Below are 23605 nucleotides of genomic sequence, written 5' to 3' on the forward strand. Positions count from 1 at the left end.
GTCTTCAGTCATGCGCCAAGGCGGACAACCATGGCCTGACTGGAACGGCGCGTTGCAACAAATGTAGGAGCGGGCTTGCCCGCGATGCGCCGCGCGGGCGGCGCTCGATCTCATGGGCGCTGAAGATCTCAAGGCAAGCGCCCGGCGCTCGATCTCAAAACCGCCAATTCTCTCTCGACAAGCCACAAACCTAGCGCTTCAGCACCAACGTCAGAATGTCATAGCTCGCCACCAGCTCACCCAGCTGATTGGTCACCTCGACATCCCACGCCACCACACCCTGCGGCTGCCCCAGCGGGCTGGCCTTGCCCTGGTCGATCTTGCGTTTGCAGGTCAGCCGCGCCTGGATGGTGTCGCCGATCCCCACCGGGTTGATGAAACGCAGGGTGTCCAGCCCGTAGTTGGCCAGCACCGGCCCGGCGCCTGGCGAAACGAACAGCCCGGCCGCCGCCGACAGCACGAAATAGCCGTGGGCAATGCGCTTGCCGAACTGCGACGCCTTGGCCGCGATCTCGTCGAAGTGCATGTAGAAGTGGTCGCCCGACAGGCAACCGAAGTTGACCAGGTCGGCCTCGGTCACCGTGCGCCGGTGGGTGAGCAGCGACTCACCAATGCGCAGGTCCTCGAAATGCCGGCGGAACGGATGCACCTCGGTCTCGATCACTTCAGCACCGCGCACATATTCACCGGTCACCGCCGTGAGCATGCTCGGCGACCCCTGCACGGCAGCACGCTGCAGGTAATGCTTGACCGCTCGCAGGCCACCCAGCTCCTCGCCGCCACCGGCACGGCCGGGGCCGCCGTGCTTGAGCTGTGGTAATGGCGAGCCGTGGCCGGTGGACTCCTTGGCGGCCTCGCTGTCCAGCACCAGCAGGCGACCATGCCAGGCGGCGGCTACCGGGATTGCCTTGGCGGCAACGGCGCGGTCAGCGGTAACCAGGGTCGCCACCAGGCTGCCTTTGCCGCGTGCCGCCAGGGCCAGGGCCTCGTCGAGGTCGTCGTAGGCCATCAGCGTGCTGACCGGGCCGAACGCCTCGATATCGTGGGCGCCGCCGTCGGCATGCGGGTCGCGGGCCTGGAGCAGGGTCGGGGCGAAGAAGGCCCCTTCGGCAACACCCTCACCACGCGGGGCAAAACCGTCGCTGGCGCCAAACAGCTGGTCGCAGCTTTGCAGCAGGGCGCGAACGCGCTCGCCGACGTCACGCTGCTGGTCATGCGAGGCCAGCGCGCCCATGCGCACGCCTTCTACCGAAGGGTCGCCGACCACCACCTTGCTCAGGCGCTCACGCAGGCGCGTGGCCACCGCATCCAGGTGCTTGGCCGGGACGATGGCGCGGCGGATGGCGGTGCATTTTTGCCCGGCCTTGGTGGTCATTTCACGCACCACCTCCTTGATGTACAGGTCGAACTCTTCGCTGTCCGGGGCCACATCAGGGCCAAGGATGGCGCAGTTGAGCGAATCGGCTTCGGCGGTGAACGGCACCGAATTGCGGATCAGGTTGGGCGTGACGCGCAGTTTTGCCGCGGTGTCGGCAGAGCCGGTGAAGGTCACCACATCCTGGCCCTGCAGGCGCTCGAGCAAGTCGCCGGTACTGCCGATCACCAGTTGCAGGCTGCCAGCTGGCAGCAGGCCGGACGCGTTCATCAGGCGCACCACGGCTTCGGTAAGGTAGCTGGTGGACGTGGCCGGTTTGACGATGCACGGCATGCCGGCGAGGAACGTCGGGGCGAACTTCTCGAGCATGCCCCAGATGGGGAAGTTGAACGCGTTGATGTGCACGGCGACACCGGCACGCGGCACCAGGATGTGGCTACCGGCAAAATGGCCCTGCTTGCCCAGCGGGATCGCCGGCCCTTCATGCACCAGGTTCCCCGAAGGCAGCTCGCGGCTGCCGATACCGGCGTAGGCGAACAGCGTGGCATTGCCGCCTTCGATGTCGATCCAGCTGTCGGCGCGGGTGGCGCCGCTGTGGTGGGACAGCGCGTACAACTGTTCCTTGCGCTCGGCCAGGTACAAGGCAATGGCTTTCAAGCGGGCAGCGCGTTGCTGAAAGTCCATGGCCATCAGCTCAGCCAGGCCACGGGCGCGGGCAAAATCCACGGCCTCGGCGAAATCCGGGCGTTCTTCATGGCTGTAGGCCAGGACATGGCCGTCAAGGGCGCTGCGCAAGGCCTGGGCGCCGTGCTGGCCGATCCAGCGGCCGGCGATGAAACTCTGCAAGGTTGGGGCGTCAGACATGCTGTTCTCCATGCTGTTCTAATGTCAGGAAGGGCGCTGTTACCACAGCGCCAGGGTGTAGCCGATGATCAGGCGGTTTTCGTCCACGGCGTTGGTCAGGCCATTGCCGGAACGGAAGGTGACGTTGCGCCAGCGCAGGCTGACGTCCTTGAGCGGGCCGCTCTGGATGACGTAGGTGAGGTCAGTGTCACGCTCGCGCTCACGGCCGTTGCTGACCGTGGCGGTCTCGGCGTGACGGCCGTCGGTGTAGCGGGTCATGAAGCTCAGGCCGGGGATGCCCAGGGCGACGAAGTCGTAGTCGTAGCGCACCTGCCACGCGTCCAGCCCGGCACGGGTGAAGGTGTTGTAGGTCACCAGGTTGACGGTGAACGGGTCGCCGCCGTTGACGAACGGGAAGGCGCTGTCGCCGGACATCTGTTGCCAGGTGGCGGTGAACTTGTGGGCCCGGACACCCAGGGTGAACATGGCGTTGAAGTTGCGGTTGTCGATGTTGCCGGCGCGTTGGGCACCGTCGTTGCGGCTGTCGAAGTAGCGCAGGTCGGTGCGCAGGCTAACGCCTTCAGCCAGCGGGCGGGTGTCGATCAGGCCGATGAACTGCTGGCGGTAGATGTCTTCGAGTTTGGCGTAGTAGTAGCTCACGCTGGTCTGCGGGGTGAGCGCGTAACTGCCGCCGGCGAAATCCAGGTGGTCGCTGCTGGCGGCGCCGTAGCCTATATCGTCGCGCCCGGACGAATCGCGCAGGTTGGCCTTGGTCAGGCGCCCGGCATTGACGGTCAGGCGGTCGATGTCCTGGCTGGTCAGCTGGCCGCCCTGGAAGGTCGAGGCCAGCAGGCGGGTGTCGTTGTACACCACCACCGGCAGGATCGGCTGCAGCGTGCCCAGGCGCAGGGTGCTCTTGGCCAGGCGCACCTTGCCGGTCAGGCCCAGCTCGCTGTAGTCATCGACCGGCTCACCGCTGTTCGGGCCGAACGGCAGCAGGCCGGTATTGCGCCGCTCGCGGCTGGAATCGAGCTTGATGCCCAGCTCGCCCATGGCGTCCATGCCAAAGCCCAGCGGGCCGTCGGTAAAGCCGGATTCCAGCCGGGCGGTAAAGCCCTGGCCCCATTCCTCGGCCTTGGCTTGCGGGGCATTGCTTTGGCGCAAATCGCGGTTGATGTAGTGGTTGCGCAGGTCCAGCCGTGCATGGCTGTCGCCGATGAAGTCGGCAAGGGCCGGCACGGGCAGGGCGAGGGTGGCCAGCCAAGCGGCAGAAGTGAGTTGCATGCGGTTCATTGTTTTTATACCCGACATATTCAAGGGTCAGTGCTTGCTTGCGCCAGCGGCGCCGATGCCGGTCATGGACCGGATGAACTGCGCCAGGTAACGGCCACGCTCTTCGCTGGCACGCACGGAGGTGTCCGTCACCGAGAACACCCAGGCGCCAAGGAACGCCAGGCTCATGGAGAACAGCGCCGGGTTGCTGTAGGGGAACAGCGCCCGCTCGTTGTGCAGCACGTTGACCCACACCGCCGGGCCCAGCACCACCAGCACCACGGCCGAAACCAGCCCGGCCATGCTGCCGCACACTGCGCCGCGGGTGGTCAGGCCCTTCCAGAACATGGAGAGCAGCAACACCGGGAAGTTGACCGAAGCGGCCACGGCCAGTACCAGGCCGGACAGGAAGGCAATGTTCTGCGACTCGAACACCAGCCCCAGCACCACCGCCAGCATGCCGATCACCAGCGTGGCGATCCGCGACACGCGCATTTCTTCTTGCTCCGTGGCCTGGCCCTTGCGCACCACGCAGGCATACAGGTCATGGGACACCGCCGAAGCCCCGGAAAGCGCCAGGCCAGCCACCACAGCCAGAATGGTCGCGAACGCCACGGCAGAGATGAAGCCCAGGAACAGGTTGCCACCCACCGCCTGCGCCAGGTGCACGGCGACCATGTTGCCGCCGCCGATGATCGCGCCGCTGGCATCGCGGTAGGCCGGTTCGGTGCCGACCATGACAATGGCGCCAAAACCGATGACGATCAGCAGCAGGTAGAAGTAGCCGATGAAGCCGGTGGCGTAGAACACGCTCTTGCGCGCTTCCTTGGCGTCGCTGACGGTAAAGAAGCGCATCAGGATATGCGGCAGCCCGGCGGTACCGAACATCATGCCCAGGCCCAGCGAAATCGCATCAACCGGGTTCGACAGCAAGCCGCCCGGCGCCATGATCGCCTGGCCCTTGGCGTGCACGGCCACGGCGTTGGCGAACATCGCTTCGGTGCTGAAGCCGAAATGCTTGAGCACCATGAACGCCATGAAGGTGGTGCCCGAGAGCAGCATGACCGCCTTGATGATCTGCACCCAGGTGGTGGCGAGCATGCCGCCGAAGGTGACGTAGGCGACCATCAGCACGCCGACCAGCATGACCGCGTACAGGTAACTGATGCCGAACAGCAATTCGATCAACTTGCCGGCCCCGACCATCTGCGCCACCAGGTACATCAGTGCCACCGCCAGGGTGCCGAACGCCGAGCTGAGGCGCACCGGGGTTTGTGCGAGGCGGTAGGAAACCACGTCAGCGAAGGTGTATTTGCCCAGGTTGCGCAGGCGCTCGGCGATCAGGAACAGGATGATCGGCCAGCCGGCCAGTACGCCCAGGGCATACAGCAGGCCGTCGTAACCGTTCAGGAACATCATCGCCGAAATACCCAGGAAGGACGCTGCGCTGATCATGTCGCCGGCAATCGCCAGGCCGTTCTGCATGCCGGTCAGGCCGCCGCCGGCGGTGTAGAAGTCGCTGGCCGAGCGGGTGCGCAAGGCCGCCCAGCGGGTCACCAGCAGGGTGAAGCAGACGAACACCATGAACATCGAGATGGCGGTCCAGTTCATTGCGCGCACTCCTGCTTGACCTTGTCGTTAAGCGGGTCGAGCACGTTGTTGGCGCGGTGCACATAGATGCCGGTGAGGGCGAAGGACACCAGCACCATGAGCACCCCGACCAGCATGCCGACGGTGGTCACGCCGCCGCTGAGGGACTGGCCCAGGGTGCTGGGGGAGAACGCCACCAGCAGGACGAAGCCGTAGTAGATCACCAGCATGGCCAGTGTCAGGCTGCCGTTGAGGCGGCGCTTGCGCCGTACCAGGTGCTGGAAATCGGGGTGGTTGCTGATGCTCTCGATGTGTTCGGGGGTCATGGCAAGCGATCTCTTGGTGTTGTAATTGTTTTTGTTGAGGTCACGCGGGTGTTGCGGTGTAGCTGAGGGCCCTATCGCGGATGAATCCGCTCCTACGGGTCTGCTCGGCCCATGTAGGAGCGGATTCATCCGCGAGAAGGGTGACTCGGTTTCAGAGCTGGTCGAAGTCGAGGACCACCTTGTCGCTGAGCGGGTAGGTCTGGCACGACAACACGTACCCGGCCGCCACTTCGTAGTCTTCCAGCGCATGGTTGCTGTCCATCTCCACCTCGCCCTCGATCACCCGGCACTTGCAGGTCGAGCACACCCCGGCCTTGCACGAGTAGGGCAGCTCGGCGCCGATGGCGTTGCCGGCGTCCAGCACGTTCTGGGTATTGCGCGGCAGGTCGAAGCTCAAAGCCCGGCCATCGCTGATCACGGTGATCTGGCTGAGCGCCGAATCGGCCTGGCGCGCCGCCTCGCGGGCTTCGCGACGGGTCTCGCTGCCGGCAGCAGCGAACAGCTCGAAATGGATGCGATCCTTGGCCATGCCGTTGGCCTGCAGGCTGTCGCGCACGGTCTCGGTCATAGCCTGCGGGCCGCAGATGAACGCAGCATCCAGGCTGGCCACGTCCATCCAGCGGGAGAACAGCTGGCCGCACTTGTCGGCGTCGATGCGGCCGTTGTACAGGTCGACGTCCTGCTGCTCGCGGCTGAACACGAAAATCAGGTTGAGGCGGTCGAGGTAGCGGTTTTTCAGGTCTTCGAGCGTGTTGCGAAACAGCGCGCCGGCGCTTGCGCGGTTGCCGTACAACAAGGTGAAGCGGCTGTGCGGCTCGCTGGCCAGGGTAGTGGCAATGATCGACAGGATCGGCGTAATGCCGCTGCCAGCGGCCACGCCCAGGTAGTTGCCCTGGCGGGTCGGCTGCAGCGGCACGAAGAAGCTGCCTGCCGGCGGCATCACCTCCAGTTGCTGGCCGGCCTTGAGCGTGTCATTGGCAAAAGCCGAGAAACGCCCGCCGGCTACCCGTTTGACGGCTACGCGCAGCTCGCCATCCTGCACGGCGCTGCAGATGGAATAGGAGCGGCGTACTTCTTCATTGCCCAGCTGGGTACGCATCACCAGGTACTGGCCCTGGGTGAAACGGAAGGCGTCCTGCAGGTGTGGTGGCACGTCGAAAGCAATCGATACCGCGTCGCGGGTTTCGTTGCGCACTTGCTTGATGGTCAGGCTGTGAAACTGGCTCATGGTGGCCTCCACGGCTCAAATGCATTTGAAATAGTCGAACGGCTCCAGGCACTCGCGGCAGCGGTACAGCGCCTTGCAGGCCGTGGAGCCGAACTGGCTGAGCAGTTCGGTGTGGTGGCTGCCGCATTGCGGGCAGCACACCTGGGGCGTCTCGCCGAGCAGGCTGCGCTTGCTGGCGCTGCCGCTGGGTGGGGCGATGCCGTAGGCGCGCAGGCGTTCACGGCCCAACGCACTGATCCAGTCGGTGCTCCAGGCCGGGGTCAGCCGACGCTCAAGGTCGGGTGCCGGAAAACCGGCCTGCTCCAGCGCCTGGCGGATGTCGCTCTCGATCACTTCGGTGGCTGGGCAACCGGAGTAGGTGGGTGTGACCACCAAATGCAGGTGGCCGGCACGCCAGCCCAGGTCACGGACAATGCCCAGGTCCACCACACTGACCACCGGCACTTCCGGGTCCATGACCCCGCCCAGTACCGCCCAGGCGCGCGCGAGGTCGTCGCTTTGCGGCGCCCGGGCACCGCGGTCGCCGGCAATCAGCTCACCAGGTTGCATCGGGGTAGGCCCTTGGCAGGCACTGCATTTCGGCCAGCAACAGGCCCAGGTGTTCGGTGTGCAGGCCTTGGCGGCCACTGAGGTAGAAGTGGCTGGCTGCCTTGGGCAGGGGCAATTCGACCGAGGCGAAGAGGGTGCTGACCTGTTTGAGCCAATCTGCGCCGACCTGCGCAGGGTCGGCCGCGATGCCGGCTTCGGCCAGTTGCACCTCGTTAGCGCTGCCTGCCGCGAGCTCGACAGTGAAGCGCCACAACGCCGGAATAGCCCCGAGCATGCGCCGACGGCTTTCGTCGGTGCCGCCGCCCAGGCGCTGCACCCATTCAGCCGAACGGCGCAGGTGGTACGTGACTTCCTTGAGGGCCTTGGCAGCAATGCCGGCAATTCGTTCGTCGCTGGAGTCGACCAGCCGCTGCAGCACCGCGTAGTGCCAGGCGTCATAGAAGAACTGCTTGGCCATGGTCACGGCGAAGTCGCCATTGGGTTGCTCGACCAGCAACAGGTTGCGGTACGCGCGCTCGTCACGGCGAAACGCCAGGGCGTCGGCGTCGCGGCCGTCGTCCAGCAACTCGGCGGCGTACTCCAGCCAGTTGCGCGCCTGGCCCACCAGGTCGAGGCCGACGTTCATCAAGGCCAGCTCTTCTTCCAGTGCCGGTGCGTGGCCACACCATTCGCACAGGCGCTGGCCCTGGACCAGGGCGCTGTCGCCGAGCAACAGCAGGTAAGGGATGAGATCGTGCTTGTACATGGCCAACCTCACATGTGCCCGACTTCGTCGGGCAGTTGGTAGAAGCTGGCGTGGCGGTAGACCTTGTCGTCCGACGGCGCGAACAGCGGGTCTTTTTCGTCAGGCGAGGTGGCGGTGATCAGTGCCGAAGGCACCACCCACAGGCTGACCCCTTCGCTGCGGCGGGTGTACAGCTCGCGCGCGTTCTCGATGGCCATGGCGGCGTCGGCGGCGTGCACGCTGCCGACATGCTTGTGGTTCAGGCCGTGCTTGCTGCGTACGAACACTTCGTAGAGGGTCCAGACAGACATTTCAGATCTCCGCATCAATCGCCGCTCAGGCGGCGTTCTTGTTCTGTTGCTTGCGTGCGTAGGCCACGGCCGCTTCGCGCACCCAGGCGCCATCCTCGATGGCCTTGCGCCGGGTGGCGACGCGTTCCTGATTGCACGGGCCGTTGCCTTTGATGACTTCGTAGAACTCGTCCCACTGGATTTCGCCGAAGTCGTAGTGGCCGCGGGCTTCGTTCCACTTGAGGTCGGGGTCGGGCGCCGTGCAGCCGAGCAGTTCGAGCTGCGGCACGGTCTGGTCGATGAAGCGCTGGCGCAGTTCATCGTTGGTCTGGCGCTTGATCTTCCAGGCCATCGACTGGGCGCTGTTGGGGGAGTGTTCGTCGCTGGGGCCGAACATCATCAGCGACGGCCACCACAGGCGGTTGATGGCGTCCTGGACCATGTCCTTCTGTGCCTGGGTGCCCTGGCGCATCATGGTCAGCAGCAGCTCGTAGCCTTGGCGCTGGTGGAAGCTTTCTTCCTTGCAGATACGCACCATGGCGCGGGAGTAGGGGCCATAGGAGGTGCGCTGCAGCACCACCTGGTTGACGATGGCAGCGCCATCGACCAGCCAGCCCACCGCGCCCATGTCGGCCCAGCTCAGGGTCGGGTAGTTGAAGATGCTCGAATACTTGGCCTTGCCGCTGTGCAGCTTGGCGATTTCTTCGTCGCGGTCGGCGCCGAGGGTTTCCATGGCGCTGTACAGATACAGGCCGTGGCCGGCTTCGTCCTGGATCTTGGCCATCAGTTGCAGCTTGCGCTTGAGGCTGGGGGCGCGGGTGACCCAGTTGCCTTCGGGCAGCATGCCGACGATTTCCGAATGGGCGTGCTGGGAGATCTGCCGGATCAGGGTCTGGCGATAGGCCTCGGGCATCCAGTTCTTGGCTTCGATCTTGATTTCGGCGTCGATCTTTTCCTGGAAGTGGCGTTCTTCAGGCGACATCTCGTCCAGCGCCTTGACGCGTTTTACTCCGGTTTCCACTAGCTGTGCGTACATGTTCCGACTCCTGCTAAGGCATGAGTCATTTGTAAGCGATACAAAACATAACGTCAAACAGTTTTAGGTGTATCAGATGAGTTTTATGTATCGTTTGGGGAGGCTGCGGGCTGCAAAGCAGCCCCCAGCTTTCTCCCAGGCAAAAAAAAGCCCCGGGCCAGGCCGGGGCGCAAAGGCAGCCGATGACTCAGCCAGCCAACCGTTTATCAAACACGTGGCACGCCTTGCCTTCGGAGCGTTTCAGCGTACCGCAGGGCTGCAGTCGCACCTGGGTACTGATGCCGATGTAGGTCTTGATCTGTTTGCTCAGTTCACCGGTGAGCAGCTTGCGCTGGCCGTCCTCCATGGTCTGGCACTCAGCACGCAGCTCCACGTGCACCTCGACGCTGTCCAGATTGCCAATGCGATACAGATGAATCTCATAAAGTTCTGAAAGCTGTTTGATTTTAAGTACCTGCTCCTCGATCTGCGTCGGGAACACGTTGACCCCACGAATGATCAGCATGTCGTCACTGCGCCCGGTGATCTTGCCAATACGCCGCATCGGCCGCGCCGTACCGGGCAGCAGGCGCGTCAGGTCGCGGGTACGGTAGCGCACCATCGGCAGCGCCTCTTTGCTCAGCGAAGTGAACACCAGCTCGCCGAGCTGGCCGTCAGGCAAGACCGCGCCGGTCACCGGGTCGATGATTTCGGGGTAGAAGTGGTCTTCCCAGATGGTCGGGCCATCCTTGGTCTCGATGCACTCCATGGCCACGCCCGGGCCCATGATCTCGGACAGGCCATAGATATCCAGCGCATCGATGCCCAGCCGGTGCTCGATGGAGCGGCGCAGCTCGTCTGTCCATGGCTCGGCACCGAAGATGCCCAGGCGCAGCTTGAGGTCGTGCGGGTCGATGCCCTGGCGCTCGATCTCGTCGGCCAGGTTGAGCATATAGGAGGGCGTGACCATGATGATGTCGGGCTGGAAGTCCCGAATCAGCTGCACTTGCTTCTCGGTCTGGCCGCCCGACATGGGGATTACCGTACACCCCAGGCGCTCCGCCCCATAGTGCGCACCCAGGCCGCCGGTGAACAGGCCATAGCCGTAGGACACATGCACCTTGTCGCCCTTGCGCCCACCTGCAGCGCGGATCGAGCGGGCGACCACATTGGCCCAGGTGTCGATGTCGTTCTGGGTGTAGCCCACCACGGTCGGCTTGCCGGTGGTGCCGCTGGAGGCGTGCAGGCGCACCACCTCTTGCTGGGGCACGGCGAACATGCCGTAGGGGTAGTTGTCGCGCAGGTCGTTCTTGCCGGTGAAGGGGAATTTCGCCAGGTCGTCGAGGGACTTCAGGTCCTCCGGGTGGGCGCCACACTCGTCGAAGCGTTTACGGTACAGCGGCACGTTGTCGTAGGCGTGGTTCAGGCTCCAGCGCAACCGCTCCAGCTGGTGCTGACGCAGGGCGTCGACACTGGCGGTTTCCATCGGGTCCAGCAGGGCACGATCGGCATCATGGTACATGTTCATGGCATCACTCGAATTGTTCTTGTAGACCGGCGCCTTCCTCTATAAGGAGCGGCGCCGTGAGTGTCATGGACGCAGCATAACCGGCGGCGTCGCGTTCAGTAACAAGCCATTGGTCAGAGGCGTTCGATGACCATGGCAATGCCTTGGCCGACACCGATGCACATGGTGCACAGGGCGTAGCGGCCGGCGCTTTCTTCCAGTTCGTGCAGGGCGGTGGTGACCAGGCGGGCGCCGCTCATGCCCAGCGGGTGGCCAAGTGCAATGGCGCCGCCGTTACGGTTGACCCGCGCGTCGTCATCAGCCAGGCCCAGCTCGCGCAACACGGCCAGGCCTTGGGCGGCGAAGGCTTCGTTGAGCTCGATGACGTCCATGTCGGCCAGTGACAGGCCGGTCAGTTCCAGCACCTTGTGGGTCGCCGGCACAGGGCCGATGCCCATGATGCGTGGCTCAACGCCGGCCACCGCCATGCCGACGATCCGCCCTCGCGCCTTCAGGCCATGGCGGCGGGCGGCTGCGCTGCTGGCCAGCAACAGCGCGCACGCACCATCGTTGACCCCCGACGCATTGCCCGCCGTGACGCTGCCGCCTTGACGGAACGGCGTACCCAGCCTGGCCAGTTGCTCCAGGGTGGTGTCGGCGCGCGGGTGTTCATCCTGCTCGACCCGAATGGCCGGGCCTTTGCGCTGGGCGATTTCCACCGGCACGATTTCACGTGCCAGCCGGCCGCGGGCCTGGGCGGCGGCGGCCTTGTGCTGGCTGCGCAGGGCGAAAGCATCCTGGTCGGCACGGGAGATAGCGAACTGGTCGGCGACGTTTTCGGCCGTTTCGGGCATCGAATCGATGCCGAACTCGGCCTGCATCAGGGTGTTGACGAAGCGCCAACCGATGGTCGTATCGAACAGCTCGGCGCTGCGGCCAAAGGCCTGCTCGGACTTGCCCATGACAAACGGTGCACGCGACATCGACTCGACGCCGCCGGCCAGCATCAGCCCGGCTTCACCGCAGCGCAGGGCGCGGGCGGCGTTGCCGATGGCGTCCATGCCGGAGCCGCACAGGCGGTTGATCGTGGTGCCGGGCACGCTGATCGGCAGGCCGGCCAGCAGCGCGGCCATGCGCGCCACGTTGCGGTTGTCCTCACCGGCCTGGTTGGCGCAACCAAGGATCACGTCGTCGATGGCGGACCAGTCAAGCGCCGGGTAGCGCGCGACCAGCGCCTTGATTGGCACGGCGGCCAGGTCGTCGGCGCGTACGCTGCTGAGGGCGCCGCCGTAACGGCCGATCGGCGTGCGCACGGCATCGATGATCAGTGCATCGAGGGGAGGGTGTTCAGTCATTTGCGGTCTCCTGCGCGAGCACCGTGCCGCGCACTTTGTAGGATTTGCCGTGGAACAGGGCGATCAGCTCGCCGCGCTGGTTTTCGATGCGCACGTCGTACAGCCCGGTGCGGCCCTTGCGGCTCATTTCGGCCGCACTTGCAGTCAGCACGTCACCGCACAGTGCGGGGGCGACGTAGTCGATGCTGCAGCCCAGGGCGACCGTGGCTTCGTCGTAGCTGTTGCAGGCGAAGGCAAAGGCCGAGTCGGCGAGGGCGAAGAGGAAACCACCGTGGCAGGTGCCGTGGCCCTGGAGCATGTCGGCGCGCACCGGCATGCTCAGGCGGGCCTGGCCTGCGCCGGCACTGCGCAGGCGGATGCCCAGGGCCTGGCTGGCCTGGTCGCGGGAGAACAGGGCGGCGGCGCAGGCCTGGGCCAGTTCGTCCGGGGTGCGTTGCAGTTCAGTCATGCAGGCGGGCTCCTTGGGCGTGGCTGCGGCGCAGCAGCAGGGAAGGGCGGTAGCGGCTTTCGCCATAGCTGGCCTGCAGGTGTTCCAGCACGCGCAGCGTGTAACCCAGGCCGATCTGCTCGGCCCAGGCCAATGGGCCGCGTGGGTAATTGACACCGGCGCACATGGCCAGGTCGATGTCGGCGGCGCTGCCGACGCCTTGCAACACGGCATCGGCGGCCTCGTTGGCAAGCATGGCCACGGTGCGCAGCACCACCAGGCCAGGCAGGTCGGCAACCGCGGCCACCTGGATGCCTGCCCGGTGCAGCAGTGCGACAACCTGGTCACGTGCCGTGGCAGTGGTGTCGGCCGACCAGCTGATGGCGATGCGCGAAGCCGTGCGGTAATCCAGGGCCAGATCGATCAGCACCAGGTTGCGCAGGCCCTCATCCCGGGCACGCTGGCTGGCCAGGCGCCCATCGCACAGCGCAAGGGCCGCATCGCCGACGTGGATCACGCCACGGCCTGCGCGTTCGGTAATGGCAAGCCCACTGTCGCGCAAGCGCTCAACCAGCGGCTGCAGCGCCCCGAGATGGCCTTCGACCACGCAGCGGTCAACCGTCAGCGCACTGGCAAGTTCTGCCACGGGCGGGCGCTCGGCGCCTTCGGCGTAGCGATAGAAGCCATGCCCGCTCTTGCGCCCGAGACGGCCCGCATCGACCAGCTCCTTCTGTACCAGCGAGGGCTGGAAGCGGGAATCACCATAAAATGCATCGAACACCGAACAGGTGACGGCGTAGTTGACGTCATGCCCGATCAGGTCGGTGAGTTCGAACGCGCCCATGCGGAAACCACCGGCCTCGCGCAGCAAGGCATCGAGTGTTGCGCAGTCGGCCGCGCCCTCCTGCAGCAGGCGCAAGCTTTCGGCATAGAACGGCCGCGCCACACGATTGACGATGAAACCGGGCGTGGAACGGGTGTGAACCGGCTTTTTACCCCAGGCCTTTGCCGTGTGATAAAGCACGGCGGCGACGTTTGGTTCGGTGGCCAGGCCCGAAACGATTTCAACCAGCGCCATCAACGGCGCAGGGTTGAAGAAGTGCATGCCGACCACGTTCTGCGGCCGGGCAAGGCCCGCCGCCAGGCTGGTGATCGACAGGGACGAGGTATTGCTGGCGAGTATGCAGTCCTCTGCGCACAGTGCTTCCAGCTGGCGTAACAGGTCTTGCTTGACCTGCAGGTTTTCGACGATGGCCTCGATCACTAGCCGGGCGTCGACCAAGGCTTCGATCACCTCCACCGGCTGCAGGCGCGCCACGATCGCTTCGCGGGCATCGGGCTGCAGTTTGCCTTTTTCTACAAGGCGACCGAGCTGGCGATCGATACCGGCCACGGCCTGCGCCGCAACACCGGGGCGGTTATCGTAGAGCTTTACCGGGTGGCCAGCCTGGGCTGCCACCTGGGCGATACCAGCCCCCATGGCGCCCGCACCGATCACTGCGACCACGGCACTGCTTTGAAGTGCTTGCATGTTCAACGCCCCTTGAACGCGGGTGTGCGCTTGTTCATGAAGGCGCTCACGCCCTCACGATAATCTTCACTGCGCCCGGCCAGGCGCTGCAGGTCGCGCTCAAGCTCCAGCTGCTGGTCGAAGCCATTGTCGAAACTGGCATTGAGGCTGCGCTTGATCAGTGCCAGGCCGTAGGTGGGCTGGCTGGCCAGGTGGCGGGCGAGGGCGATGGCCTCGTCGCGCAGCTCGGCATCGTCGACCACGCGGTGGATCAGGCCCCACTGCTGCGCCTGCTCGGCGCTCAGGCGCTCGCCGAGCATCGCCAGCGCTTTGGCCCGGGCCATGCCAACCAGCCGCGGCAGCAACCAGGTGCCGCCGGAATCGGGGACCAGGCCAATCTTGCAGAAGGCCTGGATGAAACTGGCGGAACGGGCCGCCAGCACCAGGTCGCAGGCCAGCGCAATGTTCGCCCCGGCGCCTGCCGCCACGCCATTGACTGCGCAGATGACCGGCAGCGGCAGGTCACGCAGGGTGCGCACCAGCGGGTTGTAGAACGTGTCGATGGACTCGCCCAGGTCAGGCATTGCCGCGCCAGGGGCGACATTGCGGTCGGACAGGTCCTGGCCTGCGCAGAAGCCGCGGCCTTCCCCGGTTACCAGCAGCACCCGTGCTTCGCTGCTCTGGCGCACCTGCTTGAGCGCCTCGCGCACCTCCATGTGCATCTGCGTGTTGAAGCTGTTGAGTTGCTCGGGGCGGTTCAGGATGAGCTGGGCAACACCGCCCTCGATGGAAAACAGAATGTGCTCGAACGTCATGGAAGGCTTGCTCCGTCAGGCGATGGGAAGGGCAAATCAACGGCCTTTGAACTGGGCCGGGCGTTTTTCCTGGAAGGCGCGGATGCCTTCGTCGCGGTCGGCGGTACCGGCCAGCAGGGTGAAGGCGTGGCGCTCGAAGCGCAGGCCGCTGGCAAGGTCGGTGTCGCCGGCCTTGAGCAGCGCCTCCTTGGCCAGGCGCACCGCCAGCGGCGCCTTGGCGGCGATGCTGCGGGCAACTTGGGTAGCGCGCTCCACCGTCAGTTCTGGCTGGGTGATTTCGCTGACCAGGCCGGCTTGCAGGGCATGCCGGGCGTCAATCGCTTCACCGGTGAGGACCATCTGCATCGCCAGGGGCTTGCCGACGGCGCGCAGCAAGCGCTGGGTGCCACCGGCACCGGGGATGATGCCAAGGTTGATTTCAGGCTGGCCGAAGCGGGCATCGCTGCCCGCGATCACGATGTCGGCACACATCGCCAGCTCGCAGCCACCGCCCAGGGCGTAGCCGTTCACGGCAGCGATCAGGGGTTTGCAGAAGGCCGCAATGCGCTGCCAGTGGGCAACCCGCGGGTCATTGAGAATGCCAACCAGGTCGCGCTCGGCCATCTCGCGAATGTCGGCACCGGCGGCGAACGCCTTGCGGCTGCCGGTAATGACCACGGCGCGGGTCTGCTCGTCGCGCTCTGCGGCATCCAGTTCGGCGGCCAGCTCTGCCAGCAGTTCGGTGCACAGGGCATTGAGGGCCTCTGGGCGTTGCAGGGTGATCCGGCGAACGCCGTGTTCCGGCGCCTGCACTAGGAGATAACGCGGCATGTCGGGGTCCTCAAGCTGCTTGGCCCGGCGCATCGAGTGGCCGGCTTTTTTTGGAATTGTCTGCAGGGGCGACGGGTGAGCGTGCCCAGGTGCGGTCAATATAAACACCATGCGATACAGACAATCAATAGCAAAATACGGATTGTGTATCTCGTTATACGACCTTTAGCTCTGTAGATTCTCCCAGGAACAAGCAATTGCGCTGCGTTCAAGAGGATTGACGCCCAGCAGGCATACGATACAAGATCAAGATACGATACGAATCATTTCAGGAGATACGACATGCCCTGCTACCGACTCGACGGCCTGACCCCCGTCATCGATCCGACGGCCTATGTCCACCCAAGCGCCGTATTGATCGGTGACGTCATCGTCGGCGCGCACTGTTATGTAGGGCCACTGGCCTCGCTGCGCGGTGATTTCGGGCGCATCGTCCTGGAGGAGGGCGCCAACCTGCAGGACACCTGCGTGATGCATGGCTTCCCCGGTGGCGACACGGTGATCGAGCGCAACGGCCATGTTGGCCATGGTGCGGTGCTGCATGGCTGCCGCGTGGGCGCTGACGCACTGATCGGCATGAATGCGGTGGTCATGGACGGCGCCCGCATCGCGCCGCGCTGCATCGTCGGCGCCACGGCGTTCGTCAAGGCCGGGTTCGAGTGCGCCGAACAGAGCCTGGTAATCGGCTCACCCGCCCAGGCCAAACGCCCATTGACCGAGCAGGAACTGCGCTGGAAGCAACGCGGCACCGCCGAATACCAACGCCTCAGCCAGCGCTGCATGGCCAGCCTGGTCGAATGCCCACCACTGGCCGCAGCCGAACCCCAGCGCCCGCGCATGGGTGACGGCGGCTTCCGGCCCAAAGGCGAGGAGGGCGCATGAACCTCCCTGCAGCGCGCAATGGCCAGGCGGGCCGCCGCACAGGTATAGTCGGTGGTTTCTCCGCGCACAGTTCCTCCATGAGCAACCTCGCCCCGCTGAACCACCTGATCACCCGCTTTCAGGAGCAGACGCCGATCCGCGCCAGTTCGCTGATCATCACCCTGTACGGCGATGCCATCGAGCCCCATGGCGGCACGGTCTGGCTCGGCAGCCTGATCAACCTGCTGGAACCTGTCGGCATCAACGAACGGCTGATCCGCACCTCGATCTTCCGCCTGACCAAGGAAGGCTGGCTGACCGCTGAAAAGGTCGGCCGGCGCAGTTACTACAGCCTTACCGGTACCGGCCGCAGGCGTTTCGAGAAGGCGTTCAAGCGTGTCTACAGCCCCAGCCAGCCGGCCTGGGACGGCGCCTGGACCCTGGTCTTGCTGTCGCAACTCGACCCCGGCAAACGCAAGGCCGTGCGAGAAGAACTGGAATGGCAGGGTTTCGGCGCCATGGCCCCGAACGTGCTCGGTTGCCCGCGCGCGGACCGCGCCGACCTGGCCGCGACCTTGCGCGAGCTGGAAGCGAGCGACGACAGCATCGTCTTCGAAACCCATACGCAGGAAGTGCTGGCCTCCAAGGCCATGCGCGCGCAAGTGCGCGAAAGCTGGCGTATCGACGAACTGGGGCAACAGTACAGCGAGTTCATCCAGCTGTTTCGGCCACTGTGGCAAGGCTTGAAAGAACAGGACGCGCTCAACCCTGAAGACTGCTTCCTGGCCCGCACCTTGTTGATCCACGAGTACCGCAGGCTGCTGTTGCGCGACCCGCAGCTGCCCGACGAGCTTTTGCCGGGTGACTGGGAAGGCAGGGCGGCAAGGCAGTTGTGCCGCAACCTGTATCGGCTGGTGTTCGCCCAGGCAGAGGCGTGGTTGAATACGGCCCTGGAAACGGCCGATGGCCCTTTGCCGGACGTGAACGAAAGCTTCTACAAACGATTTGGTGGTTTGGCTTGAGGCTGCAAGGCTGACCACCTCGAGGGACCGACATGACAACCACCGCGCTGGCCGACATCGACCTGCTGCACAGCATCAGCGTTACCCTGATCGGCGAGCAGGACCGCCGGGCGCTCTATGACAAGATCGTCGACGCCGCCGCCAGCATCACCGGCTCGCAATTTGCGACAATGCAGGTGCTTTGCCCGCCCGATCATCCGTCTGGGCATGGCGGGCAGCTGCAATTGCTGTGCTCGCGCGGGCTGCCCCCCGAGGCCGTGCAGTTCTGGCAGTGGGTGCGCCACGATGCGCTGAGCAGCTGCGGCCTGGCCCTCAGGCGTGGCGAGCGTGCGATCGTCTCGGACTTTGAACGGTGGGACGAGATCACCGGCACCGAAGAGCTGCTGTGCTTCCGCAATGCCGGCATCCGGGCAGCACAGACCACGCCACTGCAATCGCGCAGCGGCCAGTTGCTGGGCATGATCTCTACGCACTGGAGCCAACCGCATCAGCCCTCGGAACGGGTTTTGCGCCTGCTCGACATTCTGGCGCGAACAGCAGCTGACCTGCTGGAGCGGACAATAGCCGAAGAAGCCTTGCGCGAACTCAACGAGACGCTGGAGCAAAGGGTTAGCCAGCGCACGGCGGAGTTGATGGCTGCCGAAGAACAACTGCGCCAGTCGCAGAAAATGGAAGCGGTTGGCCAATTGACCGGCGGCCTGGCGCACGATTTCAACAACTTGCTTGGCAGCATCAGTGGTTCGCTCGAGCTGCTCAGCCATCGCATCCATCAGGGCCGCATGGGGGAAGTCGACAAGCACATCAGTGCCGCACGAAGCGCCGCCAGCCGCGCTGCCATTTTGACCCACCGCCTGTTGGCGTTTTCGCGGCGTCAGACACTGGAGCCCAAGGCTGTGGAGCTCCCCACGTTGTTGCATGGCATGAGTGAGCTGGTACAGCGCACGGCAGGGCCCGGCATTCGGGTCGATACCCTGTGCGACGTGGCACTTTGGCCCGCGTTCGTCGATGCCAGCCAACTTGAGAACGCGTTGCTGAACCTCTGCAACAATGCTCGCGATGCCATGCCTGGCGGGGGGCAGATCACCTTGGCGGCGCGCAACCTGGCGCTGACGGTGCACGAGGCCCCACAACATGACCTGGCGCCTGGGCAATACCTGCACCTGAGCGTAACCGACACCGGCATCGGCATCGCGCCTGAGGTGCTACCTCATGTCTTCGAACCTTTTTACACCACCAAACCCGTAGGGCAGGGCACGGGGCTGGGGCTTTCGATGATCTATGGCTTCGCGCAGCAATCGGGCGGCCAGGTGAAGATCCACTCGAAGCAGGATGAAGGCACGCGGGTCGATCTTTATTTGCCTCGGCATAGCGGTGATGTGGCCGAACCCGAGCAGGACGCGGCAAAAGCGGCTGAGTTTGAGCTACAGCAGGGAAAGGTCATATTGCTGGTGGAAGATGAGCACACGATGCGCATTATCCTGCAGGAAACCCTGGAGGAACAGGGCTACCAGGTACTCCAGGCGGGCGACGGTGCCGCAGCGCTCGAACTGTTGCGCTCAGGGGCAAACGTCGACCTGCTGGTTAGCGATGTGGGCTTGCCTGGCGCAATGGATGGGTGGCAACTGGCCGAACAGGCGACTGCGATCCAACCCGCTCTGAAGGCAATGTTCATCACGGGATATGTGCAAGCAGCGGGGAGGCAAGTGCTGACCAAGCCGTTTACCTTGCATGCATTTGCAAGTCGGGTGACTGAGCTGTTGGCCGATCCAGCAATCAGCCAGGCTACCAGGGCAGACGCTACGGTCATGGTTAAATCATAACTACACTAAATGACTATTTAGTGTAGTTATCGACAAGATCTAGCCAATTAATGCCTGCGGAGCAGCTGAAAGTACCCGGATTGGGCTTAAATGCGCAATATCAAGCTGCCGCTGCATTCTTCAACGCAGCCGGTGACGGGCTTTGGATACCCTGCAACCAATCGCAGTAGCGGGCCACGCCTTGCTGGGCTGTCAATGTAGGCGCCGTATAACCGGCAGCGCGCAAGCGCCTCAGGTCTGCGCAGGTGTAACACTGGTACTTGCCCCGCAAATGCTCAGGAAATTCGCTGTACTCCAGAATGCCTTCGAGCAAGGCCATCTCGAGTGACAACGGGGGTTGGTCTTGCCGCTCACGCAGCCGATTGATCACGGCCAAGGCCACGTCATTGAATGGCTGGGCGCGGCCACTGCCTACGTTGAAGATGCCGCTGGATTGCGGGCTATCAAGGAAGAACATGTTCACCTTGACCACATCCTCCACAGAGACGAAATCACGTAGATGGCCACCGTTCGGGTACTCGCCATAACTGCCGAACAGGCTGACTTTGCCGTGGGCCTGGTACTGGTTGTAGCAGTGCAGGGCCACTGACGCCATAGTGCCTTTGTGCTGCTCATGGGGCCCGTAGACGTTGAAATAACGTAACCCGACGATCTGGCTGCGTGCGGCCGATAGCTGCCGGCGTACGTGTTGATCGAAGAGAAATTTCGAATAGCCGTAAACATTCAGCGGGCGCTCACATTCACGTTGTTCGCGAAAGTCCTGGCCTGCGCCGTAGACGGCTGCCGATGATGCGTATAAAAACGGGACCTGCTGATGTTGAGCAGCCGCCAGCAACTCACGACTGAACCGGTAGTTGTTATCCATCATGAAGCGACCGTCAGCTTCAACGGTGCTCGAACATGCGCCTTGATGCAGTACGGCGCGCACCTTGCCGAACTGGCCACGGCTGAAGCGCTCGAGGAAGTCGTCCTTGTCCAGGTAATCGGAAATTTCGCTGCAGGCCAGGTTGCGGAATTTGTCACCGTCAGTCAGGTCATCGACAGCGATGATTTCGGTTTCGTTGCGTTGGTTGAGCGCCTGAACGAGGTTGCTACCGATAAAGCCCGCGGCGCCGGTTACGATGATCGTCATGCCAGATTCCCCGTAAGGGTGCGGAGCCCGCATTTTAATCACGGGGAAGTGAGGTGGCGTTAACCTGGGTCAAGGAATGGCCGGTTTCGGGCTTTTGGAGATTGGCCTGGTTTCAAATCTGTCACCTCCGGCCCAGCAGCGAAATACGTAGGTTCGCATAATGCATATTATGTTAAATGCAGTATTATTCGTTACTTCGCAAACGATCAACACCCGCCTGTAATCAGCACATCACCCCAGCGCCGCCGCACCAACGAACTCGAGCTCCACCATCACTGTCGCATTTACGAATGCTCGCTTCGCTGGCGAAGTGACTCTGTAGCACCACATTCCAGGATGAAAGCTTAATGGCCATTGATCGCCGCACATTGCTACAACTCGGCTCGTTAGCAGGCGCCAGTCTGATGCTTCCAGTTCAGGCCAGCGTCCTCCCACAAGAGCGCGCTGGTCGCCTGCTAATTCGCAATGCCACTGTGATAACCATGGATCCCGCGCTTGGCGACATGAACAGTGCCGACGTACTGATCGAGCACGGCATTATCCGCCAGCTCGGCACGGGCCTGGACGCCTCTCAGGCCCAGGTAATCGACGCAACGGACATGATCGTGATACCAGGGCTCATCGATACCCACTGGCATTTGTGGAACAGCCTGCTGCGCAACAGCGCGCCTGTTCCGGGTGGGCCTGCCTTCTTTGTTAGCCAGCAAGCCACCAGCAAGCGCTTTACCCCTGCCCTCACCGAACTCAGCGTCCGCCTCGGGCTGGCTGAGGCCGTTCACGCGGGCATCACCACGGTCAACAGCTGGGCGCACAACATCCGCGACCCCGACTTCGCACAGGCCGAACTGCGCGCGCTGGCTTCCAGCGGATTGCGGGCGCGGCTGTGGTACGGCTACGCGCAGGACTTGCCGGCCACCGGCTTAATGGACTTCAAGGACATCGAGCGTATCCAGTCCCAACTGCAGGCCTCCGCGCATCGGCGTATCGATCTTGGTTTGGCCAGCCGCGGCCCGGAACGCACCGAAGCGCCGATCTGGGAAGAAGAATTTGCATTTGCCAAAGCCCATGGTCTGCCTGTATCCACCCATATTGCCGTCAGCCGCCAGATGCAGGAGAAAAAGGCTATTCAACAACTGGCTAGCCGAGGCCTGTTGAGCCCGTCCGTGCAGCTGGTGCATGCCACCCACGCCGATGAACAAGACATGGCCAGCATCGCGCAGGCGGGCGCGACCGTGTGCATCACACCCTTGACTGAAATGCGTGTTGGCTATGGACTGCCCCCAGTGGCGGCGCTGCATCGCGCGAAACTACCGGTCACGCTCGGCATCGACACGTTGATACTGGGTGGTAATGCCAACCCGTTCATGCTCATGCAGACCTGCCTCAACCTGGCTATCGGCACTTCCGGTGATGAGCAACTGATGACCGCCAGGGATGCGTTGCATTGGGCCACACAGGGGGCGGCGCATGCCATGGGCATCGGCCAGGAAACAGGTTCGATCTCTGTGGGCAAGCGGGCCGACCTGGCACTGATCGACACCCGCAGGCTGGGCATGTTCCCAGTCAACGATCCCGTGGCGTGCATCGTTCAGTCGGCGACTCCAGCAGACGTCGACACCGTGATCGCCGACGGCCGCATCGTCAAACGTGCGGGCCAGCTCATCGGCAACGCCCCGGCCGTGCTCCGCAGCCAGGCACTCACTGCGGCACGGCACTTGTTGCAGCAAGGCTGATCGCATCCACAGCAGGGCAGGCTTGTGCCCTGCCCTGCGCTCGTACCGCCGCTGCTGCACTCAGAAGCTCGCTTGCACCTTCAAACCGCCTACCCAGGCATCGTCAACCTGTTTCACCCCGCCTGGGTGACGCACAAACTGCAGGTTCGGCCGCACCGTCAGCCAATCGGCTAGATGAATGCCATAGTTCAGCTCGGCGTTGTACTCGGTTTCCTGGATCGGCAAATAGTCGGGGTTGCCGTAGTCATCGATCCCGTTGACCTGATTGGTCAGCGCCGCATTCTTTCGGTAGGCCGCGTTCACATGGACTTCCGATAGTGCCAGGCCGACATCGTCCTTTGGCCGTGCATCGAATGGGCCCTTGTAGATAGCGCCCACCGACAAGTAGTGATCGACCTTGCTGGTCTTACGGTCATGAGCCGTGCCCATTGCAAAAACGGTCAGCCCGCGTGAAGCATCACCAGCGTGCTGGGTTATCTGCTGCATGGCACCCAGCCACACGCCGTGCTTGTTCGATGCGCTGCGATAGGCTGCTCCGCTTATTACAGCAGGCTGGCCACGGCTGTCCTTGAGCACGTCCTTGGCGTTGGACGTACTGTAGTAATAACCGGCACGGTACTCACCCGGTAGGCCGTCAATGCGCGGCTGCCATACCAGTTCCACCGGCAGCACCGCTCCCTCGGTGCCGCTGCCACTGAGCTTGAAGCCATTGTCGTTCTGAGTGTTCGACGGGTTCTGCTCGTACGCGCCGATTTGCGCAAACAGCTCGGGACTGAGCTGGTACTTGACCCGCAGCGCCCACTGGGTGATCGGCCAGTTGTACCAGATGCCACCCCAGTTCCCGACCTGCGAGCCGCAAAAAGTCAGGTTCTGAAAGTTGCAGTCAAAGCTGTTGAAGTCCTCACCCTCACCGAAGCGCCCCGCCTTGATATCCAGGTGCCGATCGAAGAACGCTTGCTGGTAGTACAGCTGGGTCATGCGCCAATGCGAGCCACGGCCCCAGACTTCCTGCGACGAGCTGAGCGTACCGGTGCGGGGGTCGCCAACGCGGTCGTTGGAAATGTTGTCGCCGTTGCGGTTGGCCACGGTCAGCTGGAAGCGCGCGTCGTGCCAGCCGAGCAGTTTCTCCAGGTCGAAACGGGCGCCCAAGGAATATTGGTCGCTGTAACGGGCAGTACGGTCGTTGTTGTAGCCGCCGCCAAGATTGGCACCGATTTCGCCGACATAAGCGAATTCGAAGTCCACGCCCTGCTGAGCCAGGTCGCTGCGGGCGCCATTCCAGTCGCCCAGCGCCCAAGGGGAATCGCTGGCAAAAGGCTCTGCAGCATGAACGGTCGGGGCGCAGACCAAAGCGGCAAGCAAGACGCGCTGTTTGAAAATGGACATTGATGGTTCTCTTTG

General features: G+C 63.8%; 20 protein-coding genes and 1 pseudogene. 4 read left to right on the forward strand and 17 right to left on the reverse strand.

Annotated elements, in window-relative coordinates:
* Window positions 1-190 precede the first annotated feature (190 nt).
* From paaZ to paaF, 15 genes and pseudogenes are all read right to left on the reverse strand, one after another.
* Window positions 191-2239, reverse strand: a complete 2049-nt coding sequence (gene paaZ, locus ACNQPL_RS10650; RefSeq protein WP_416466665.1) for a phenylacetic acid degradation bifunctional protein PaaZ — start codon at window positions 2237-2239, stop codon at window positions 191-193.
* 39 nt (window positions 2240-2278) lie between these two features.
* Complete coding sequence (locus tag ACNQPL_RS10655) at window positions 2279-3511, reverse strand: OprD family porin (protein ID WP_416466666.1); 1233 nt, start codon at window positions 3509-3511, stop codon at window positions 2279-2281.
* Window positions 3512-3538: 27 nt separating this feature from the next.
* A pseudogene (locus ACNQPL_RS10660) lies at window positions 3539-5107 on the reverse strand (cation acetate symporter); the annotation flags it as partial.
* Complete coding sequence (locus tag ACNQPL_RS10665; protein WP_346613330.1) at window positions 5098-5406, reverse strand: DUF485 domain-containing protein; 309 nt, start codon at window positions 5404-5406, stop codon at window positions 5098-5100. The gene ACNQPL_RS10665 and the pseudogene ACNQPL_RS10660, both read right to left, overlap by 10 nt.
* 151 nt (window positions 5407-5557) lie before the next feature.
* Window positions 5558-6634, reverse strand: a complete 1077-nt coding sequence (gene paaE / locus ACNQPL_RS10670) for a 1,2-phenylacetyl-CoA epoxidase subunit PaaE (protein WP_416466667.1) — start codon at window positions 6632-6634, stop codon at window positions 5558-5560.
* Between the two features lie 15 nt (window positions 6635-6649).
* Window positions 6650-7183, reverse strand: coding sequence for a 1,2-phenylacetyl-CoA epoxidase subunit PaaD (paaD, locus tag ACNQPL_RS10675; RefSeq protein ID WP_416466668.1), 534 nt, complete (start codon window positions 7181-7183; stop codon window positions 6650-6652).
* Complete coding sequence (paaC, locus tag ACNQPL_RS10680; protein WP_416466669.1) at window positions 7170-7928, reverse strand: 1,2-phenylacetyl-CoA epoxidase subunit PaaC; 759 nt, start codon at window positions 7926-7928, stop codon at window positions 7170-7172. Before paaC ends, paaD begins: the two co-directional genes overlap by 14 nt.
* An 8-nt stretch (window positions 7929-7936) precedes the next feature.
* Entirely contained in the window at window positions 7937-8218 is a 282-nt protein-coding gene (gene paaB / locus ACNQPL_RS10685) for a 1,2-phenylacetyl-CoA epoxidase subunit PaaB (RefSeq protein ID WP_346613334.1), read from the reverse strand.
* A gap of 25 nt (window positions 8219-8243) precedes the next feature.
* Window positions 8244-9233: a 1,2-phenylacetyl-CoA epoxidase subunit PaaA gene (paaA, locus tag ACNQPL_RS10690; RefSeq protein WP_346613335.1), complete on the reverse strand. Its 990-nt coding sequence runs from the start codon at window positions 9231-9233 to the stop codon at window positions 8244-8246.
* 187 nt (window positions 9234-9420) lie between these two features.
* A complete protein-coding gene (gene paaK, locus ACNQPL_RS10695) occupies window positions 9421-10740 on the reverse strand; it encodes a phenylacetate--CoA ligase PaaK (RefSeq protein WP_416466670.1) in 1320 nt (439 codons plus the stop codon).
* A 113-nt stretch (window positions 10741-10853) separates the two neighbouring features.
* Window positions 10854-12074, reverse strand: coding sequence for a 3-oxoadipyl-CoA thiolase (pcaF, locus tag ACNQPL_RS10700; RefSeq protein WP_416466671.1), 1221 nt, complete (start codon window positions 12072-12074; stop codon window positions 10854-10856).
* On the reverse strand, window positions 12067-12522 hold the full coding sequence (gene paaI, locus ACNQPL_RS10705) for a hydroxyphenylacetyl-CoA thioesterase PaaI (RefSeq protein ID WP_416466672.1): 456 nt from the start codon (window positions 12520-12522) through the stop codon (window positions 12067-12069). The genes pcaF and paaI overlap by 8 nt, the downstream gene beginning before the upstream one ends.
* Window positions 12515-14032: a 3-hydroxyacyl-CoA dehydrogenase PaaH gene (paaH, locus tag ACNQPL_RS10710; protein WP_416466674.1), complete on the reverse strand. Its 1518-nt coding sequence runs from the start codon at window positions 14030-14032 to the stop codon at window positions 12515-12517. Before paaH ends, paaI begins: the two co-directional genes overlap by 8 nt.
* 2 nt (window positions 14033-14034) lie before the next feature.
* The gene (paaG, locus tag ACNQPL_RS10715; protein WP_346613340.1) at window positions 14035-14826 is read right to left on the reverse strand and encodes a 2-(1,2-epoxy-1,2-dihydrophenyl)acetyl-CoA isomerase PaaG; all 792 of its coding nucleotides are present in this window, start codon (window positions 14824-14826) and stop codon (window positions 14035-14037) included.
* A gap of 36 nt (window positions 14827-14862) precedes the next feature.
* Window positions 14863-15636: a 2,3-dehydroadipyl-CoA hydratase PaaF gene (paaF, locus tag ACNQPL_RS10720; RefSeq protein WP_416466675.1), complete on the reverse strand. Its 774-nt coding sequence runs from the start codon at window positions 15634-15636 to the stop codon at window positions 14863-14865.
* A gap of 282 nt (window positions 15637-15918) precedes the next feature.
* On the opposite strand from paaF, the gene paaY reads away from it, so the two are divergent.
* The 3 genes from paaY (at window position 15919) to ACNQPL_RS10735 (ending at window position 19339) form a co-directional block, all read left to right on the forward strand.
* On the forward strand, window positions 15919-16518 hold the full coding sequence (gene paaY / locus ACNQPL_RS10725; protein WP_346613342.1) for a phenylacetic acid degradation protein PaaY: 600 nt from the start codon (window positions 15919-15921) through the stop codon (window positions 16516-16518).
* A gap of 77 nt (window positions 16519-16595) precedes the next feature.
* Entirely contained in the window at window positions 16596-17519 is a 924-nt protein-coding gene (paaX, locus tag ACNQPL_RS10730; RefSeq protein ID WP_346613481.1) for a phenylacetic acid degradation operon negative regulatory protein PaaX, read from the forward strand.
* 32 nt (window positions 17520-17551) lie between these two features.
* Window positions 17552-19339: an ATP-binding protein gene (locus ACNQPL_RS10735; RefSeq protein WP_416466676.1), complete on the forward strand. Its 1788-nt coding sequence runs from the start codon at window positions 17552-17554 to the stop codon at window positions 19337-19339.
* A gap of 100 nt (window positions 19340-19439) precedes the next feature.
* Here ACNQPL_RS10735 and rfaD read toward each other — a convergent pair whose 3' ends face one another.
* Window positions 19440-20471, reverse strand: coding sequence for an ADP-glyceromanno-heptose 6-epimerase (rfaD, locus tag ACNQPL_RS10740; protein WP_416466677.1), 1032 nt, complete (start codon window positions 20469-20471; stop codon window positions 19440-19442).
* A 347-nt stretch (window positions 20472-20818) separates the two neighbouring features.
* On the opposite strand from rfaD, the gene ACNQPL_RS10745 reads away from it, so the two are divergent.
* On the forward strand, window positions 20819-22204 hold the full coding sequence (locus ACNQPL_RS10745) for an amidohydrolase family protein (RefSeq protein WP_416466678.1): 1386 nt from the start codon (window positions 20819-20821) through the stop codon (window positions 22202-22204).
* Between the two features lie 60 nt (window positions 22205-22264).
* On the opposite strand, the gene ACNQPL_RS10750 is transcribed toward ACNQPL_RS10745, so the two are convergent.
* Entirely contained in the window at window positions 22265-23590 is a 1326-nt protein-coding gene (locus ACNQPL_RS10750) for a carbohydrate porin (protein WP_416466679.1), read from the reverse strand.
* Between the last annotated feature and the right edge of the window lie 15 nt (window positions 23591-23605).

The sequence above is a fragment of the Pseudomonas sp. LFS044 genome (assembly GCF_047978245.1).
Lineage (GTDB): Bacteria > Pseudomonadota > Gammaproteobacteria > Pseudomonadales > Pseudomonadaceae > Aquipseudomonas.

Bases quoted from the DNA above. Each gene is read 5' to 3' on its own strand.
- ACNQPL_RS10735 (WP_416466676.1), top strand. From the start codon at position 17,552: ATGACAACCACCGCGCTGGCCGACATCGACCTGCTGCACAGCATCAGC.
- ACNQPL_RS10750 (WP_416466679.1), bottom strand. From the start codon at position 23,590: ATGTCCATTTTCAAACAGCGCGTCTTGCTTGCCGCTTTGGTCTGCGCC.
- paaZ (WP_416466665.1), bottom strand. From the start codon at position 2,239: ATGTCTGACGCCCCAACCTTGCAGAGTTTCATCGCCGGCCGCTGGATC.
- pcaF (WP_416466671.1), bottom strand. From the start codon at position 12,074: ATGACTGAACACCCTCCCCTCGATGCACTGATCATCGATGCCGTGCGC.
- ACNQPL_RS10745 (WP_416466678.1), top strand. From the start codon at position 20,819: ATGGCCATTGATCGCCGCACATTGCTACAACTCGGCTCGTTAGCAGGC.
- paaG (WP_346613340.1), bottom strand. From the start codon at position 14,826: ATGACGTTCGAGCACATTCTGTTTTCCATCGAGGGCGGTGTTGCCCAG.
- ACNQPL_RS10665 (WP_346613330.1), bottom strand. From the start codon at position 5,406: ATGACCCCCGAACACATCGAGAGCATCAGCAACCACCCCGATTTCCAG.
- paaF (WP_416466675.1), bottom strand. From the start codon at position 15,636: ATGCCGCGTTATCTCCTAGTGCAGGCGCCGGAACACGGCGTTCGCCGG.
- paaE (WP_416466667.1), bottom strand. From the start codon at position 6,634: ATGAGCCAGTTTCACAGCCTGACCATCAAGCAAGTGCGCAACGAAACC.
- ACNQPL_RS10655 (WP_416466666.1), bottom strand. From the start codon at position 3,511: ATGAACCGCATGCAACTCACTTCTGCCGCTTGGCTGGCCACCCTCGCC.
- paaK (WP_416466670.1), bottom strand. From the start codon at position 10,740: ATGAACATGTACCATGATGCCGATCGTGCCCTGCTGGACCCGATGGAA.
- paaI (WP_416466672.1), bottom strand. From the start codon at position 12,522: ATGACTGAACTGCAACGCACCCCGGACGAACTGGCCCAGGCCTGCGCC.
- paaX (WP_346613481.1), top strand. From the start codon at position 16,596: ATGAGCAACCTCGCCCCGCTGAACCACCTGATCACCCGCTTTCAGGAG.
- rfaD (WP_416466677.1), bottom strand. From the start codon at position 20,471: ATGACGATCATCGTAACCGGCGCCGCGGGCTTTATCGGTAGCAACCTC.
- paaC (WP_416466669.1), bottom strand. From the start codon at position 7,928: ATGTACAAGCACGATCTCATCCCTTACCTGCTGTTGCTCGGCGACAGC.
- paaA (WP_346613335.1), bottom strand. From the start codon at position 9,233: ATGTACGCACAGCTAGTGGAAACCGGAGTAAAACGCGTCAAGGCGCTG.
- paaB (WP_346613334.1), bottom strand. From the start codon at position 8,218: ATGTCTGTCTGGACCCTCTACGAAGTGTTCGTACGCAGCAAGCACGGC.
- paaH (WP_416466674.1), bottom strand. From the start codon at position 14,032: ATGCAAGCACTTCAAAGCAGTGCCGTGGTCGCAGTGATCGGTGCGGGC.
- paaY (WP_346613342.1), top strand. From the start codon at position 15,919: ATGCCCTGCTACCGACTCGACGGCCTGACCCCCGTCATCGATCCGACG.
- paaD (WP_416466668.1), bottom strand. From the start codon at position 7,183: ATGCAACCTGGTGAGCTGATTGCCGGCGACCGCGGTGCCCGGGCGCCG.